19 protein-coding genes and 1 other annotated feature are annotated in these 16406 nt (G+C 35.0%); of the genes, 10 read left to right on the forward strand and 9 right to left on the reverse strand.

What is annotated here, in order from left to right; translation table 11 throughout:
- The first annotated feature begins 48 nt into the window (after positions 1-48).
- Positions 49-1205 (forward strand): IS3 family transposase gene (locus EGX95_RS23915; RefSeq protein ID WP_085962608.1). Its coding sequence is split into 2 segments (ribosomal slippage): positions 49-301 and positions 301-1205, totalling 1158 coding nucleotides; the frame shifts between segments, so codons are not numbered across the junction.
- Between the two features lie 60 nt (positions 1206-1265).
- Here EGX95_RS23915 and yidC read toward each other — a convergent pair.
- Positions 1266-2048, reverse strand: coding sequence for a membrane protein insertase YidC (yidC, locus tag EGX95_RS23920; RefSeq protein ID WP_000920532.1), 783 nt, complete (start codon positions 2046-2048; stop codon positions 1266-1268).
- A gap of 28 nt (positions 2049-2076) precedes the next feature.
- Complete coding sequence (locus tag EGX95_RS23925) at positions 2077-2361, reverse strand: hypothetical protein (RefSeq protein WP_000394930.1); 285 nt, start codon at positions 2359-2361, stop codon at positions 2077-2079.
- 277 nt (positions 2362-2638) lie between these two features.
- Here EGX95_RS23925 and EGX95_RS23930 point away from each other — a divergent pair, with 277 nt between their 5' ends.
- Positions 2639-3532: a YitT family protein gene (locus EGX95_RS23930; RefSeq protein WP_000530034.1), complete on the forward strand. Its 894-nt coding sequence runs from the start codon at positions 2639-2641 to the stop codon at positions 3530-3532.
- Positions 3533-3631: 99 nt separating this feature from the next.
- Here EGX95_RS23930 and EGX95_RS23935 read toward each other — a convergent pair whose 3' ends face one another.
- Positions 3632-4153: a GNAT family N-acetyltransferase gene (locus tag EGX95_RS23935; protein WP_000397312.1), complete on the reverse strand. Its 522-nt coding sequence runs from the start codon at positions 4151-4153 to the stop codon at positions 3632-3634.
- A 462-nt stretch (positions 4154-4615) separates the two neighbouring features.
- Between EGX95_RS23935 and EGX95_RS23945 the strand changes: the two genes are divergently transcribed.
- Complete coding sequence (locus EGX95_RS23945) at positions 4616-5002, forward strand: DUF3938 domain-containing protein (protein ID WP_001077770.1); 387 nt, start codon at positions 4616-4618, stop codon at positions 5000-5002.
- A 195-nt stretch (positions 5003-5197) separates the two neighbouring features.
- Here the strand turns inward: EGX95_RS23945 and EGX95_RS23950 are convergent, their stop codons facing one another.
- The 5 genes from EGX95_RS23950 to EGX95_RS23970 all read right to left on the reverse strand — a co-directional run bounded on the left by EGX95_RS23950 (position 5198) and on the right by EGX95_RS23970 (position 8266).
- A complete protein-coding gene (locus EGX95_RS23950; protein ID WP_000404782.1) occupies positions 5198-5338 on the reverse strand; it encodes a DUF3985 family protein in 141 nt (46 codons plus the stop codon).
- A gap of 101 nt (positions 5339-5439) precedes the next feature.
- On the reverse strand, positions 5440-6492 hold the full coding sequence (locus tag EGX95_RS23955) for a M50 family metallopeptidase (RefSeq protein WP_014298038.1): 1053 nt from the start codon (positions 6490-6492) through the stop codon (positions 5440-5442).
- A 42-nt stretch (positions 6493-6534) separates the two neighbouring features.
- Positions 6535-7242 carry a DUF3169 family protein gene (locus EGX95_RS23960; protein ID WP_000837709.1) on the reverse strand — a complete coding sequence of 236 codons (708 nt, stop codon included), beginning with the start codon at positions 7240-7242 and terminating at the stop codon, positions 6535-6537.
- On the reverse strand, positions 7232-7453 hold the full coding sequence (locus tag EGX95_RS23965; RefSeq protein ID WP_000776168.1) for a helix-turn-helix transcriptional regulator: 222 nt from the start codon (positions 7451-7453) through the stop codon (positions 7232-7234). The genes EGX95_RS23960 and EGX95_RS23965 overlap by 11 nt, the downstream gene beginning before the upstream one ends.
- Positions 7454-7651: 198 nt before the next feature.
- Complete coding sequence (locus tag EGX95_RS23970; RefSeq protein ID WP_000454760.1) at positions 7652-8266, reverse strand: DedA family protein; 615 nt, start codon at positions 8264-8266, stop codon at positions 7652-7654.
- A gap of 404 nt (positions 8267-8670) precedes the next feature.
- Between EGX95_RS23970 and EGX95_RS23975 the strand changes: the two genes are divergently transcribed.
- From EGX95_RS23975 to EGX95_RS24000, 6 genes are all read left to right on the forward strand, one after another.
- The gene (locus EGX95_RS23975) at positions 8671-9114 is read left to right on the forward strand and encodes a DUF3978 domain-containing protein (RefSeq protein ID WP_000388756.1); all 444 of its coding nucleotides are present in this window, start codon (positions 8671-8673) and stop codon (positions 9112-9114) included.
- A 30-nt stretch (positions 9115-9144) separates the two neighbouring features.
- On the forward strand, positions 9145-9606 hold the full coding sequence (locus EGX95_RS23980; protein WP_000734935.1) for a L,D-transpeptidase: 462 nt from the start codon (positions 9145-9147) through the stop codon (positions 9604-9606).
- 364 nt (positions 9607-9970) lie between these two features.
- Positions 9971-10636: a response regulator transcription factor gene (locus tag EGX95_RS23985; protein WP_000148833.1), complete on the forward strand. Its 666-nt coding sequence runs from the start codon at positions 9971-9973 to the stop codon at positions 10634-10636.
- On the forward strand, positions 10614-12056 hold the full coding sequence (locus tag EGX95_RS23990) for a sensor histidine kinase (RefSeq protein ID WP_000201974.1): 1443 nt from the start codon (positions 10614-10616) through the stop codon (positions 12054-12056). The genes EGX95_RS23985 and EGX95_RS23990 overlap by 23 nt, the downstream gene beginning before the upstream one ends.
- 139 nt (positions 12057-12195) lie before the next feature.
- A complete protein-coding gene (locus EGX95_RS23995) occupies positions 12196-13098 on the forward strand; it encodes an EamA family transporter (protein ID WP_000410507.1) in 903 nt (300 codons plus the stop codon).
- A 72-nt stretch (positions 13099-13170) separates the two neighbouring features.
- Positions 13171-13425 (forward strand): hypothetical protein, encoded by a 255-nt coding sequence (locus EGX95_RS24000; RefSeq protein WP_000154156.1) that lies wholly within the window; start codon positions 13171-13173, stop codon positions 13423-13425.
- Positions 13426-13466: 41 nt separating this feature from the next.
- Here the strand turns inward: EGX95_RS24000 and metG are convergent, their stop codons facing one another.
- Positions 13467-15101 carry a methionine--tRNA ligase gene (gene metG / locus EGX95_RS24005; protein WP_000021549.1) on the reverse strand — a complete coding sequence of 545 codons (1635 nt, stop codon included), beginning with the start codon at positions 15099-15101 and terminating at the stop codon, positions 13467-13469.
- A gap of 50 nt (positions 15102-15151) precedes the next feature.
- Positions 15152-15422: a binding site (T-box leader), on the reverse strand.
- Positions 15423-15536: 114 nt separating this feature from the next.
- On the opposite strand from metG, the gene EGX95_RS24010 reads away from it, so the two are divergent.
- The gene (locus EGX95_RS24010) at positions 15537-16355 is read left to right on the forward strand and encodes a class I SAM-dependent methyltransferase (protein ID WP_001072271.1); all 819 of its coding nucleotides are present in this window, start codon (positions 15537-15539) and stop codon (positions 16353-16355) included.
- The last annotated feature ends 51 nt before the right edge of the window (positions 16356-16406 follow it).

Genomic DNA, 16406 nt, shown 5'->3' on the forward strand with positions numbered 1-16406 from the left:
CCTGAATTCGCATACTAAGTATGCAAATTCAATGGAGGTGTTTTTCGTTTGAAGACAAGAGTTCATTACCCAGAAGAAACAAAGTGGAAAGTGATTGAAATGAAGAAAGACGGCTATTCAAATCGTACAATTATGGAGAAACTCGGAATTAAAAATGTTTCCCAAATTAAGACATGGATGAAATGGTATCGTACAGATCAAACGTATCGTTTTCAACAACCTGTAGGAAAACAATATTCTTATGGAAAAGGACCAAAAGAGCTCAGTGAATTAGAACAGCTACGTTTAGAAAATAAACATCTAAAAACAAAATTACTTGTATGGGGAAAGTATCTGGAAATCGAAAGGGGCTGAAACCAGAAACTGTAGTTACTTTATGGGAAAATGTAAAAACAAAAATAACGGTAAAAGAATTGTGTAACGTATTAGAATTACCCCGTTCCACATTTTATCGTTGGTTACAACGAACGGAAGATTTGAAAGATGGTATAGAAGAGAAAATAAAGGACGTTTGTCTTAGGCATAAATTCCGGTATGGATATCGAAGAGTGACCGCTACTCTTCGAAAAATGGGACTGTGTGTCAATCATAAAAAAGTATTACGAATCATGAGACAAAATCACATTCTTTCAAAAGTACGTCGAAAGAAAAAGAAATATATCAATGGTGCGGAGCCAATGGTAGCCCCTCATCGATTGGAGCGCCAATTCGATGCATCCAGACCAAATGAAAAATGGTTTACGGATGTGACGTATCTCTTATTTGGAGAGCGTACTTTGTATTTATCAACGATTATGGATGCCTTTAATCGTGAAATTATTAGTTGTGTCATCAGCGAATCACAAACACTGACATTAGCGATGAAGACATTAAAACAAGCAATGAGAGGGCGAAAAGTAAAAGATGTCCTTCTTCACTCAGATCAAGGAAGTATTTATACAGCAAAAGAATTTCAAGCGTATGCCAAAGAAAACGGCATTATCACCAGCATGTCCCGGAGAGGAAATTGCCATGATAATGCCGTCATGGAAAGCTTCTTTGGTCATTTAAAAAGTGAAGCTTTCTATTCACAAAAGATAACAAAAGTATCCAACACAACTGTGCGAAAGATTGTGCTAGAATACATTCATTACTACAATTGTGTGCGAATTCAAGAAAAATTAAACCACCTATCCCCTAAAGAATTTAGGGAACAAGTGGTTTAGGTGTTTTGATTGGTGTCCCGTTTTCGGGGGTCACTTCACTTCATCCCGAGCGGTGTTTTTCTAAGCTTTTTGTAATTGTAATTCTTCACGTTCCATTATTCTTCTTAATACAATTGTTTGTGTCATTGTAAATAAGTTACCTGTTATCCAGTACAACACAAGACCTGATGGTGCCGCAAATCCCATAAATAAAATCATTGCGGGCATCATAATTTGCTGCATTTTTAGCATCTGTACTTGTTCTCCAGGTGTAATATTAGATTGGAAAACTTTCATCTGAATAAATGTCGTTAACGCTGCAATAATCGGTAATATATGATAAGGATCTGCATGTCCTAAGTTCACCCATAAAAACGAAGATGTGCGAATCTCTTCTGTTCGGCTAATCGCATAATACAAAGCAGAAAAAATCGGCATTTGTATTAATAGAGGCCAGCAACCAGCAAGTGGATTCCAACCGCCTGATTTCATTAGTTCTGACATTTCTTTTTGATACTGTTTTTGTTTTTCAAGATCTTTACTTACATCACCGTATTTCTTCTTTAGCTTCTGCAATTCAGGTTGCATTTTCTTCATTTTCGCTTGGCTACGATATTGCGAAACAGCTAATGGAATCATCGCTGAACGAATAACGAGCGTCATAATAATGATAGCAATCCCGAAGCTAGCTCCCGGTATATGATGAGCAACAAATTGAATCATAAACGAGATTGGATAGACAAAATAATGATCCCAAATTCCCGTACTATGTGCATCAATTGGAGCTGCATTACTGCAACCAGATAAAACAAAAACAAGTAATAATGATAAACTAACGAGCACAGCTCGGTATGATTTTAACATGTTCATTCCTCCAATGTTTCGTAATTATTTAGCGAAACATTGGTGTATACGGACCGACCTCGTCATTCTCTTCACTTGATTCTTGTCTGCGTACAGAACGAATCATTCCATATTTATAAAAAATAGAAAATAGCGGTACATTCCCCGCACTATCTTCACATGTATCAACTAACGCAAATGCTCTTTGTCTACCGCTCGATGCTTGCTGACGCACAAAGCGAGAAACGTTAGCAAGGAAGAAAACTTCTAATAAACAAAGTGCTGTCGTTACAAACGATATATATAGAATTGCATCCTGCAATAAAAATTCCATCGCTTCACATCCTTAATAAGGTCATTTTAGCACATTCGGCAAACATTCTCTATTTCCTTTTATCGTCAAAAAAAGTATTTTGCATATTTTCTCAAGAAAATAATAATTAAGAAACATTGTATTCGCTTTCTTTAGTATATTCACACACATCAATGAATAGGCTTGATTTATTAGAAATTTATAAAATTTTTGCATTATAATAAAACTATTGCCAGTTTTTGAAAAAACCTTTATTCTCTTCTTGTAATCAAAAATGAATATGGAGATGAAACATACTATGGGTCAACTAGGAGACGCCGATTACGTTCCCGACACCGCCTTTTTATCCTTCCCAGCAGCTAAAACATTTCACTTAGAATTTATCATACAGTTGGTTGTTATTTTCGTAGCTTCTATTTTGTATGCAATTTCTATGAATATGTTCTTTATCCCGCATAACATGATTAGCGGTGGATTCGCTGGAGTAGGGATGATTATCGGTTATTTAATGCACTACAATATCGGTGCACTTATCTTTTTACTAAACATTCCTCTTCTTATTTTAAGTCACTTTTACTTAGGCAAGAAGACAACCTTTTTAACAGCGTACTTTGTAGCTATATCATCGTTAGCGATGAACATTATCCCTGTACACCAAGTTTCAGACGATATTTTACTATCTTCTGTATTCGGCGGTGTAATCTGCGGAGCAGCTTCAGGAATCATATTCCGATTTGCTTCTTCAACAGGTGGTTTTGATGTTGTTGGATTGATTGTAGCGAAATATCGAGATGTTTCAATTGGAGCAATCATATTTGTATTCAACTTAATCTTACTTGTTGTAGCAGGATTTATTTTCGGATGGGATATTACACTTTATACGTTAATTAGTCGATTTGTAGTCAGCAAAGTGATCGATGCTGTGCATACAAAACATATTAAATTAACGATAATGACAATTACAGAAAAAGGCGAGGAAATAAAAAGCGCCCTACTACATCACGGCATACGTGGCGTGACAATGGTAGATGCTGTCGGCGGCTATACAAACCATAAGAAAAAAATGATTTACACTGTCGTGACTCGCTATGAGTTAGGCGAAATGAAACGTATTATCCGTCAAGTGGATAATAAAGCATTTATGAACATTACTGAAACAGTTGAAATTGTCGGCCGTTTCAAACGTATATAAAAAAGGTCAATACATGAAAGGGCATCACATATTATATGTGATGCCCTTTGTTATTCAACTCACGCACCTTTTAGCATAATACAATCACTACGTTTATTACTACAAATCGGAGGATAGCATTCCATATACAATACTATCTGTCCATTCATCTTTATTCCAGAAATCTTGTATGAAATGTGCTTCCTTTCTCATGCCTATTCGTTCACACAATTTTTGTGAAGCTGTATTTCGTGCATCAAGATTAGCTTGTATACGGTGTACATTACATTCATGAAATAATTTAAATACCAAACGACTTACTGCTTCTGTTGCCAAACCTCTTCCAGTTACTTCATTTGAAAAACTATAACCAATCTCGACAGTGTCTTTCATATTTGTGTACCATACGGATAAATCACCAACTACTTTCGTTTTGTATATAACCGCCAAACTTAATACTGATTCTTTAGTAAGCACATTGTTTTCTAGCTTCTTATTAAATCTTTCCTGCATGTCTTCATAAGTCCACTTATTATGTAATAGGAACTTACATGTATCCTCACTATTATAAATAGCAAATACATCCTGTAAATCAGTACTTTTAAAAGGTCTAATTATTAATCTTTCTGTTGTGAACTCCAAGTTAGCTCTCCTCCCTTACATTACATGCATGCCATAAAACATTTTTTATCATATTTAAGTCTACTTAGATCTCACTTTGATTACATATTTCATCAAAATAAATGAAACTCCTTCTTCTACTAAACCGCACCGTTAATGGTATTTCCTTGCGTTTTTTATTTTTTACACTTATTACAAAATCAGATAATTCTATTATTATGTCTCTAAATATGTTATAATGAAAACAGACGCACAAAAAAAGAGTATATAGACTTGGAAGTTTCTCATATTTTACAAACAAAAAGAAACGAGCAGTCAGGTATATTTCAGACACCATACACGTAACGGTTTAAATAACCGATCATCTTAGTTACTCTTCAATGATCTTTTTATAAAAAGATACGTACAATTAAAACTCACTTCAATATACTATACCTACCTTTTTGACTTCCAAATCATCTTATTACATAAGGAGATGAACATATGAATCAATATATACGATATACAATAGCTGTCCTGTTTGCTATTATCGGCGGAACAATCTGCTTCTGGACAAACACTCAGCTTGGAGAGAATATCATTTTTAATGGAATCGAAACACTTGTAAGCGCTTCAATTTTAGGTGGATACATTTTCTTCCTCTTTAATCCAGAAGAAAATGCGCAAAAAACAATGTTATTAACAATGATCGGAATCGTTGGTGGATGTATTTCCTACTCAATGACTAACTATACATTACCACTTCAATTAAGCTCAGCTTTCTTCCACGGTCTATGGACTTGGTTCATTGCATTCTGCCTAGCAGATGTATTCAACCTATTACAAGACAACGAAGAAGAAAACGGTCGCCAAATTGAAAGTAACTCGTAAGCTGGAAGATATTCTTCCAGCTTTTTTTATGTTGGTTTGCATACCCTGATTGGTATTTACCGGATTATATCAGCGATTTTTCAAATATATCGACGATTTCTCCACTTATATCAGCGATTTTTTCATTATATCGACGGTTCGACACAAGATATCGACTTACCGACATTCTTCGACAATCAAGACGATCAACATACCCTATCCCCCAAGCAATTTACTGCCGAACTCTACGATTAAAAAGATAATTAATAGAATCGCGAGTATTTTTAATGCTACATATGCCACTTTAAAAACAGCATAAATGAGCAAGACGATCAAAATAATCGTTAAAATTTCCATCTAGAATTCCTCCAAGTTTTGCTCTTCTTATCTTATCTTATTTTACTCGCCCCACACTTTTTATGGAACGGCATAAGACGACATAGAAAAAAGAGGATACCTCACCCATCGTAAGATACCCTCTTCTTTAGCTGCTCAAACCATTCTCTTTCTAATTGTAAATATCCCATTTCACTCTTCTCGGCGCTCTTCAATTCTTTATCCGCTTTCCTCATATAAACGTTGGAAGCTTCCATATCGCCCTCTACATATTTCACAATTCCTTGTGTACGATAATACCCATGTAAGTCTATTTTTGTAATAGCCTTCCCATGTTCTTTCGCTTCTTGCAGAGAAAGACTATCCATCTGATAAAGAGCTTTATATAAAAGATACCAACTATGAAAACTACTAACGAAAAATTTATTTTCTTTCGTTACAGGTTGTCGAACAATTGGTTCTATATATGGTATCGCTCTTTCCATTCCTTCTTGATCGGCTCTGGTATAAAAAACGAGCATAAGCCCACTCATTATATCTCTTATACTTTTATCTTCCTTTAATTTTTCCTCACTAAGTTCTATTAATCTCTTATCCCAAACTTTCGGCCTCTTATAACTAAATAACTCACTCGATACTTGAATGTTATATAAATGCTGCCTCGCTTTTTCATCATCTTTAATTAAAATGAGAAATTGCATACCATCACTCAAAAACGTTCCTTTTATCGGTACGATTGTAGCTGCAAAAATGACAAAGTGTAAAACAGAAAAATATAAAAGATATTGATAGTAACTCACCATGTATATGTAACCAGAAGTAATACCAAATAGTAAACTCACAATCGGTCCACCTAAAGTGAGCCACGCCCATTTTTTCGAAAGATTTGGTGTCTCTATGGAAGGAGGCACTAACATCGCCACGCCTCCAAAGTACATCCACAATTCATTTTCTCGAATGCGTACTTTCCCCTTCTCTTTTTGAAAAGTAATCGGCCCTACTGTCATAAATTTAAAATGTAAACCACCTATTAAACCAAACACTACATGTCCTAGCTCATGAATAGCTAACACCAATAAAAAAATTCCAAATAATGCCCATATATCCAACATTATTTCTAATTTCTCAGTTCGGATTACTCCGTATAAAATGGACAAAACTAACGCCGCCGTCATAGAACCAGCTGGCCTTTTTAAAATATCCACCTTTTTCTCCCCTTAATAAATCATTTTTCTCTGCATTTCGTACATGAACTTTCCGAGATGCAATATCCAAATAAATGAGATTAAGCCAATTAATACAAAGTCGATATCACTAGCCGCCGTATATATAACGGCAGCCCACCATACATATGCCAATATTGTATTCGTAAATTCATACGCTTTATATCCAGCCTCATGCACAATGTGCTTTAATCCTTCATCTGCGTTTTTCGTCCACATTTTCATAGATTCCATATATGTTACACCTTGTTCAGGATATAGCTTGTTATAACGATTTTTTGTTATGAGCCCACTAATCACTACAATAGTTAAACAAACAATAGAAGCTACTAAATTCCACACTGCAAATGAAACATTTGTATCCTGCAACAGTGCACGTCTACATGCAATAACTGCATATACAAACCATGCCTGCGTAACTATATCACCTACACGTAAATATATACTTATAATGCCTAATTTTCTGCCTTGTACACTCTCTTCTTCATCGCGTGCCTCCGCTAACATACGTGTATTCTTCCAAGTATAGTACATCATTAAGATTCCAAAAATAGTACATATACCTATAAATGTATTAGATGATAACTTTCTCGGTTCATCCGAGAGTAAATCTAAAGCTATATAAGATGTTAAAAAGCCACCCATCATACTTAATGCCATTTTCCCCACAAAATCAAATTGTTTTTTTCGTTTACTCTTCATCATCCTCTTCCCCCTCCACTAACGTAAATATTTCCTCCACCGGTACATTGAAAATTTGTGCGATTTTTAACGACAATACGATAGATGGTGCATAATCCCCGCGCTCAATTAAACTAATCGTTTGCCGCGATGATCCAATCGCTTTCCCTAAATCCCCTTGTGATAAACGATGCTTTGCTCGTAATTCTCTCACCCGATTTTGAAGCTTCATATCTTCCCTCTTTTTCATTTATTTAATTAAAATTGTAAATAATATCCTTATTTTTGTCAATTATAATTGTCATTTTGACGTTAATAATTGACAAGGTAATCTATAAATTTTTAAACAGGTAAACAAAAACTTATTAAAATAAAAAAGGCAGTGCTTCTGCACTGCCTTCCTAAATTCTGACATAGAATGGATTCCATATTAACTTGCGTTTTGTAATAATGCTCGTTTTAACTGTTTACGGAAACGAACTCCTAACGTAATTGCTACAATCGCAATCACTCCAAAAATAATTTTACCGATATGACCTTCTAGCGCTCCAAAAATATCCTGTAAATTGCCACCTAGCCAGTAACCACCGATTAAGAAGAATGATACCCAAAATAGAGCACCTGAGTAAATTGTAATTGCAAAACGGCGGAACGGTAAGTTAATAATTCCCGCAAAGTATCCTGTAAAGTGACGTACACCAGGAATAAAGAAACCGATAAAAATCAAGAAGTATCCATACTTATCAAACCACATTCTTGTTAAGTCGATTTTTCTTTGTGTTAAAAATACGTATTTCCCATACTTTTGAACAAAGGGCATTCCTAATTTATTTCCTAAAAAGTATTGGATCGTCATTCCTACACTTGTCCCAATGAAGGATAGGATAATTAAAATCGGTAAACTTAAATCACCCTTATGTGCTAAAAATCCCGCATATGCTAACGTTGGCTCTCCCGGAAACGGAAGTGCAATATATTCTAACAGCAAGCCGACAAGTACAACATAGTACCCGTATTGCTGAAATAATTCATGAATCCATTCCATGTCATCTCTCCTTTCAATCACGTGCAACTTCTTACTAATATTGTATAAAAAAATTGTCGAAATAACTATCACAATAGCTTACATTTTTATTACATTTTTGTAAGGCTCTCACTAAACTTTTACGTTCTTTATTTACTTTCATTTTCAGACAACTTAACAAGTATATAACGTGAGAAACCAAGGCCTTAATATGCATTTTTTATCCATTTTTTAACACTTAAAAATCGTTATATTTTGTTCTTAATAAAAAACCACTACAAACTCATACGAACTTCATATTAGCTTCATATACGTATTGTAAGATTATATCGGAATTTGTTTAAAAATTTAACTAATATATGACTAAACATTAATTTGAATAAATATTAATCGCTTTTCGAAATTGAAAAAAGGGTGAATACGAAATGGAAGCTTATAAGATGCACGATTTTATTAATACAAATGTTGAATCTCACCAAAATGAAACCGTTTTTAATTTACACATATGTGAAACAAATGAATTTGACGTAAGTTTAACAAAGTCTACAACACTGTCTTTTATCGTTTCAAAAAAGAACATTAAGATTGTTACGAAAAAATGGATTAATTCAAATCAAGAAAGCATGATTGGCAAAAGCTACATCATTCCAACGAAAGCTTTTCACTACTTCTTACCAATTATTTCTGAAACGGAAGATGAATTAAATATTCAAGTTCAAAGTTTTGGACTACATGGCGAACTTTTATTAAATGAAAGATTAGTTATTGATAAAAACAACAAACACAATGCCAAAATTACTACTTTCTTTGAAACATTAGATGAAAATGTAAATAAAGTATTACGAGGATTGCAAATTCATTGTATGTAAGACTATTACAATAGTAAAAAGGAGAATATAATGAAAAAACTATTATTAGGCGCACTATTATCATTAGGATTTTTAACTATTCCATTCACAAATGCTGAGGCAGCTGCAACGAAAGATCAACTGATTGTAAACACACAGTTAAATAAAATGGATTATTATCAAAACGGAAAATTCATAAAGAGTTTTACTGTCGCTACTGGAAAAGCAGCTACTCCTACACCTAAAGGTACTTTCCAAATCGTAAATAAAATTAAAAATCGTCCTTATTACACAGGCAAAATTAAAGGCGGCGATCCACGTAATCCGCTTGGTGACCGTTGGCTCGGACTAAACATGGCAGGAACTTACGGAACAACTTATGCGATTCATGGTACGAACAATAATCAGGCAATTGGTAAGTGGACAACACTAGGTTGTATTCGTATGTATAACAATGATATACACTGGTTATTTGAGCGTATTCCCCAGCAAGCTACTGTCACTGTAAAATAACCTCAAAGCGCGATTTACGTGTAGCCAAGAATTTTATGTCTTGGCTTATTTTATTTCTTCATTTACAGTAGCAAAACAACTGTATTTACATATATAATAGGAATAGATTGTGTTAGGTAACATCCAAACATTGATAAACATGGATATTAAAATTATACAGTTATAATATTTTATAAATTTTATAATACATACTATAATAGAATTACTGTAATTCTTAAATATTCAGTTTCACTAAACAACTCCCCTTGCTACTTTCATGATTATTTTATGGCAGGGGCTTATTATATGTATAAACAATCTGAGTCATCGAAAAAATGATGAATTCGAATATTGCAGTTAAAAGCGTTATTTAGGAGGTGTTACTATGACGCATATACTGGTGATTGAAGACAACCCAGATATACAAGAACTAATTCGTGAATTTCTAATGGCACAAAACTTTACTGTTGATGTCGTTGGTGCTGGGACAGAAGGTATACTTCTTTTCCAAAAAAATTCATACGATCTTGTCCTCCTTGATGTGATGTTACCAGATATAGATGGCTATAGTATTTGTAAAATTATGCGAGGACAATCTGATGTACCAATCATTATGTTAACAGGCTTACATAATGAAGAAAGTGAAATTAAAGGATTTGAATTAGGTATTGATGACTATATTACGAAACCGTTCCATTACACCGTATTTATTAAACGTGTAGAAGCTGTATTAAGAAGGGCAGCAACGAAGGAAGCCGAAGCTGCGACTATACTACAATTCCATGAATTGATGTTAAATTCTACAGCATACGCCGCTTATGTTCATGGTAATCAAATTGAATTGACAACAAAAGAATTTGAAATTATTTATACTTTACTGCAAAATCGAGGAAAAGTATTATCAAGAAGTGATTTGTTGAATAAGGTATGGGGCTATGAACATTATGGTGATGTAAGAGTTATAGATACACATATTAAAAACTTACGAAAAAAATTAGGAATTCCTTATATTAAAACGGTGAAAGGCATTGGCTACAAAATCGAATCGTAGCAAAGACAACATCACCAAAAATATTTTCATCAAAACCTTATTATTTTGTATTCTTTTATCACTTTGTCTTTATCAAGTTATTTACTTCTTAGCTTCAAACTACGATAAAGAACGTTTTGCGAAAGAAAATGGAACGCATACTACAGAACAAGCGGATTCAGATAAACAAAACGATCAAAGTAAAACGAATCAAAATAAAGCTGTATCACAGGGGGACATGTTTAATTTCCAATCTGCTATTATAGATTATAATTCTCTCTCTACAGCTATCAATCACCTTTTGCAGCCTAGCCAAACTGCAAAAGCAAAAGAACATACTCAAAATATTTCGGGGAAAAATAGCGCTTCTGCTCCACTTACAGAAACGGAAAAGCAAGTCGCTACTAATGATGCCTTACATAAACAAAATGCAGCAAGTAAAGCAAATGATGCACAAGATAATCCAAAATTAACAGATGTACTGCAGCAATTAGCTCCACATATTGGCGCAACAATGCTTGCACTCTCTCTGCTCGGATCTTTAATTTATGCAAAACTAATTGCTAAACCTTTTCAATATATGAGTGATGCTTTAAAAGATATTATGAATCTTGATTTCTCAGATAAAAAGCTACTCAACAAAAATGCAGATCAAACAGATTTTAATTTACAAGTAGCTGCTTCACAAATACCAAATATAGTGAAGAATTTACATGCAAGCAATCAAGATTTAAGAAATGAACTCAAAAAGGAACAACAATTAGAACAATCTCGTAAAGAATTTATGTCTATGGTTTCCCATGAATTAAAAACACCAATCGCAGCCGTTATGGGACAACTAGATGGCATGATTCACGGAATTGGAGCTTATAAAGATAGAGATAAATATTTAAAACGTTCCTATGAAATGATGCAAGACATTAACATATTAACGGAAAAAATGTCGGAATTATCCAAAATACAAAACCCTCAATTTAAACCTGATTTAAAAGTTATCTCATTAACTAATATTATTGAGGATGTTATGAAGAAAGTAGATTATTTCGTATCTGTAAAGCAGTTAAATGTTCAATCTAACATTAAACAAGATGTACAAGTTTTAGCTGATCCTAAATTTATTCAAACTGCCATTTTTAACATTATTTCAAATGCAATTCATTATACAATTGACCATCAGCATGTATATATAAAGCTTTATGAAAAGCCAAACGGTTACGCATTAGAAGTATTAAATACAGGTTCACAAATAGATGAGGATAAACTTGCTCATTTATTTGAGCCATTCTATCGCGCAAACCCTGACAAACACGGCTTAGTACAAGGTAGTGGTCTTGGGTTATACATTGTAAAACAAATACTAGATAAACATCAATTTCCTTATGGTATACAAAACACGCCTCAAGGTGTAAAATGTTCTATTGTATTCCCAAAAGCAATGTAAAAACCTACTACAATTTCATATCCCAAATTCATACTTCGTATGAGTGGCGGAATTTTGTAGAGTATATGACTCTGTTTCGTTCGCCCGTTATCCTTATTTGGATAGCGGGCGTTTTTTATTATGTAAAAGGAGGATTTTCATGGAGAAATTTAAGTATTCATTACTCGTTTTATTCGGAGCTTGTAGCTACGGCGTACTTTCAACTATTTTCAAACTCGGATTCATTAATGGATTTTCAGCACATCAACTATTAGGAGGACAATATATCTTCGGATGGATTGGTCTTCTCCTGCTTGTTCTTTTCGTTTCACGTCATAAAGTAACAAAAAAGCAATTCTTTTCCTTACTAACAGTTGGTACAACGATGAGTATGACCGGTATCTTCTACGCTATTTCTGTAGAAGAACTACCAGCATCTATCGCTGTCGTCCTACTTTTCCAGTTCACATGGATTGGTGTCGTTATTGAAGCAATTGCAAACCGAACATTTCCAAGCCGTGAGAAAGTTATATCTATCATTATTTTATTTGCTGGAACATTGTTTGCAGGCGGTGTCTTTGAAGGTCTCGGACAAAACTTTTCCACGAAAGGTATGATCTTTGGTCTATTAGCCGCTGTTTCCTTTTCATTCTATGTTTTTGCAAGCGGGCGTGTCGCTACAGAAGTTCCACCTTATACGAAAAGTTTTCTTATGACAACAAGCGCTACGCTTATCGTATGCCTATTCTTCCCACCAACCTTTTTAACAGATGGTGCCCTGCAAGCTGGCCTATGGAAATATGCTTTCTTCCTCGGTTTGTTCGGTGTTGTCGTACCTGTCATTTGTTTTTCAATTGGCGTACCGAAAGTAGGAACAGGACTTGGTACAATACTAGGTGCAGCTGAATTACCAACAGCCATTATCGCTTCTATTACACTTGTACATGAAGTCGTAACGTTTATGCAGTGGATTGGGATTATCGTTATATTACTTGGGATTTTCACTCCTCAACTTCTTACAGCTAGGAAAGAAAAAAAACGTAATCGCGTGTATAGTGCTTAAAAATATTAAATTGCTTATAAATGGAAATAAAGTTACAATGTGGTATAATTTCAAATCTATTTGGAGGTATAAATGACTATTTTAAGCGTAGCCTTTTTTGCCATTATGTGTATCTTCTTCCTAATAAGATATATGAAAGAAAAGAAATTTTACGATGTGCTCGTCATTCCTATTTGCATATATTCTGGAGCAGTCAAAACCCCTTTGGTGGAGTACTTAAACTTTAATACCACATTCAAAATAACATATGATATTGCAGCTATTATTCTCGTAATCCTTGCTGTGCTGTTCTTCTTAAAGGATAAGAAGGAGAATCCTACTGCATAACAAAAGACCTTTCATTTACTTGAAAGGTCTTTTTCTCTATCTCACTTTACCGCTCCATATAATTTCTCTACCTCATGCTCAATTTGTTTCACATCAATCCGTTCAAATAGTGGCTGCACGCTATCAATTCTACTTGGCAACGTATGTTGAGGCTCCCAATTTCGGTTCACAATCGATAATGTGTTTCTAATTCTTTCACTTGAAAATGGTAAAAACGGTTCAAGAAGATTTACAAAATTAGCGATGAGATACACACAATTATAAATCGTTTCTTCGCATGAAACTGGATTATCCTCCCTTTGTTTCCAAGGCTGCTTCTCATCAAAGTATTTATTTGCAAAACGTACTGCATCAAATATTGATTCTAGCGCTACCTTAAATTTAGTTTGCTCAATCGCCTCTCCTACATGTTTATATAATCCTTCTACTTTATCTTTCAGCTCTACATCAATACTTCCCTTCGGCACGATACCACCATAATACTTTTCAATAAATTTTAATGTCCGGTTTACAAAGTTTCCGTATGCCCCTAACAATTCACTATTATGACTGTAAAGAAATTCCCGCCATGAAAAGTCAGTGTCACGATTTTCTGGTGCGTTGACGGTTAAAAAGTAACGAATAGAATCTGGATCATAGCGTTCTAATATGTCAGGCACCCATACCGCCCAGTTTTTACTTGTAGATAATTTTCTTTTTTCCACTGTTAAATATTCATTTGAAACGATATGACGAGGAATTGCCCCTTCTCCTATTCCAAGCAATACCGCTGGCCAAATGACGGAATGAAACGGAATATTATCCTTTCCGTGTACATAATATGTTTTCGCTTCGCTATCCCAAAACTCTTGATCATCTTCCCCTGTTTTTTCAGCCCAATGTTTACTCGCTGAATAATAGCCTGTCACTGCTTCAATCCACACGTAAATTTTCTTATCTTCATACCCTTCTACTGGAATTGGTACCCCGATTGGTAAATCTCGTGAAACCGCCCTATCTTGTAACCCTTCCTTTACATATCTTTCTGTTAGCTGAATCGCATTGTCGCGCCATGTTCCTGTTTGTTTGACGTTTTCTACAGCCGTTTTGATTTGCTCCTGAAATGTATGCAATGCAAAATAGAAATGCTCTGTTTCCTGTACGGATGGTGTACTACCACATAACTTACATTTCTTTTCTAACAAATCGAGTGGATCTAAAATAGCTGAACACGCATCGCATTGATCTCCTCTTGCTGCTTCATGGCAATGCGGACATATCCCTTCTACATAACGATCAGGTAAAAATTGTGTACACGTTTCGCAATATGCTTGTTCCACTGTTTTTTTATAAATATGTCCCTCTTCTAATAAACGTAAAAAAACATTTTGAACCGTTTCATGATGGTGCTCACTATCTGTACGTGTATAGCAATCATACGTAAAACCAAGGCTACGAAAACATCGCTCAAACTCTTCATGATACTGATCAGCAATGTCCTTCGCCGTCACACCTTCTTGTTTTGCCCGAATTGCAATTGGTGTTCCATTACAATCACTTCCCGAAACATACAACACATTCTCACCTTTTGCCCGGTAATAACGTGCTAAAATATCACCAGGTAACAAACTCGCAATATGTCCAAGATGTAACGAACCATTTGCATACGGCCAAGCGCCCCCAATAAAAATACTCATCTTACATTCCTCCTTTAAAATATAAAAAGCCCCGCCCTTATCTAAAAAAAGATAAGGGCGGGGCTGTATAAACAGTCGCGGTACCACCTTATTTCGCCAATTACTCACATAATTAGCCTTAACAAGTACGGAGCTATATGCTCTTATACTGTGGTTTTGATAACGAGTACCAACTCTCGTCGCCGCCTACTATTATCATTTGATAAGTTCAGGACGAAGCTCAAAGGCCATTGTTCAAATGAATATTCTTGCTTCTTCTCAGCTACCGAAGCTCTCTGGAAAGAATGTGTTCATCCTACTTTTCCTTTTCAACGCTTTTGTATATAACACGTATTTTACGACTTAATAACAGAAAAATCAAACTTTAACTCAAGAAAAACAGGAAATCTCATCTTCCCGCCGAATACCTATACGTTCACAAAAGGAGTGATATGATTGAATCAAAAACAACTAAGCACACGTAATGAAAAAAGCTGGAATGCAGCTGCTTATGAAGCTTGGACGAATCGTCACGGGGCACCAGCTGATTATGCGAAAAAAATCATAGAAGACCCTATGCGTGAGGTAGATCACTATTTACCTTACATACAATCTCCGAAAGGAAAACGTATTATTAATTTACTTGGATCAAAAGGGAATAAAGCTGTTGCTCTCGCTCTTTTAGGAGCTGACGTAACAGTTGTTGATATTTCAGCAAGTAATGCAAAATATGCAAATGAACTTGCGGAAGCAGCAGATGTCTCTATCGAGTATGTCGTTTCTGATGTATTACATGTACAGCTCTCACAATCATTTGATATCGTATTGCTGGAACTTGGTGTACTCCATTACTTTTTAGATTTAAAACCGCTCTTTCAAAAAATTGCTACTTTACTTAAAGAAGATGGAATGCTGATCCTTCGTGACTATCATCCTGTTTACACGAAATTATTAGGAGTCGACCACCCATCATTTCAGGCCAATGGAAATTATTTTGATAAAGAATTAATTGAAGAGGATGTTGCTTATAGCATTCTTCTTACAGAAGTGCAGAAAGAATCGTTACCTAAAACAACCATCCGTCGCTGGACGTTAGGAGAAATCATTACAACACTTGCCGAAGAACATTTTAAAATTGAAAAACTAGTTGAAGAACACGGGTCACATCAAAGATGGGTCTTCCCTTCTACTGCATCGGAAGGAATGGAAGAGCGTGTGCCAGGTCTCTATACATTAATTGCGACAGCATGCAAAAAAGGATCCCTTCACGGATAGGATCCTTTTTGCATGCTCACGCATATAAGTTGAGGTTGGAGATTACCATAA

Origin of the sequence: Bacillus sp. FDAARGOS_527 (assembly GCF_003812125.1) — a bacterium.
GTDB lineage: Bacteria > Bacillota > Bacilli > Bacillales > Bacillaceae_G > Bacillus_A > Bacillus_A paranthracis.

What these genes read in the sequence shown, in the direction of transcription:
- EGX95_RS23950 (WP_000404782.1), bottom strand. Translation starts at nt 5,338, where the DNA reads ATGGAAATTTTAACGATTATTTTGATCGTCTTGCTCATTTATGCTGTT.
- EGX95_RS23970 (WP_000454760.1), bottom strand. Translation starts at nt 8,266, where the DNA reads ATGGAATGGATTCATGAATTATTTCAGCAATACGGGTACTATGTTGTA.
- EGX95_RS23980 (WP_000734935.1), top strand. Translation starts at nt 9,145, where the DNA reads ATGAAAAAACTATTATTAGGCGCACTATTATCATTAGGATTTTTAACT.
- yidC (WP_000920532.1), bottom strand. Translation starts at nt 2,048, where the DNA reads ATGTTAAAATCATACCGAGCTGTGCTCGTTAGTTTATCATTATTACTT.
- metG (WP_000021549.1), bottom strand. Translation starts at nt 15,101, where the DNA reads ATGAGTATTTTTATTGGGGGCGCTTGGCCGTATGCAAATGGTTCGTTA.
- EGX95_RS23965 (WP_000776168.1), bottom strand. Translation starts at nt 7,453, where the DNA reads ATGAAGCTTCAAAATCGGGTGAGAGAATTACGAGCAAAGCATCGTTTA.
- EGX95_RS23930 (WP_000530034.1), top strand. Translation starts at nt 2,639, where the DNA reads ATGGGTCAACTAGGAGACGCCGATTACGTTCCCGACACCGCCTTTTTA.
- EGX95_RS23925 (WP_000394930.1), bottom strand. Translation starts at nt 2,361, where the DNA reads ATGGAATTTTTATTGCAGGATGCAATTCTATATATATCGTTTGTAACG.
- EGX95_RS23955 (WP_014298038.1), bottom strand. Translation starts at nt 6,492, where the DNA reads ATGACGGCGGCGTTAGTTTTGTCCATTTTATACGGAGTAATCCGAACT.
- EGX95_RS23995 (WP_000410507.1), top strand. Translation starts at nt 12,196, where the DNA reads ATGGAGAAATTTAAGTATTCATTACTCGTTTTATTCGGAGCTTGTAGC.
- EGX95_RS23985 (WP_000148833.1), top strand. Translation starts at nt 9,971, where the DNA reads ATGACGCATATACTGGTGATTGAAGACAACCCAGATATACAAGAACTA.
- EGX95_RS23960 (WP_000837709.1), bottom strand. Translation starts at nt 7,242, where the DNA reads ATGAAGAGTAAACGAAAAAAACAATTTGATTTTGTGGGGAAAATGGCA.
- EGX95_RS23975 (WP_000388756.1), top strand. Translation starts at nt 8,671, where the DNA reads ATGGAAGCTTATAAGATGCACGATTTTATTAATACAAATGTTGAATCT.
- EGX95_RS23945 (WP_001077770.1), top strand. Translation starts at nt 4,616, where the DNA reads ATGAATCAATATATACGATATACAATAGCTGTCCTGTTTGCTATTATC.
- EGX95_RS24000 (WP_000154156.1), top strand. Translation starts at nt 13,171, where the DNA reads ATGACTATTTTAAGCGTAGCCTTTTTTGCCATTATGTGTATCTTCTTC.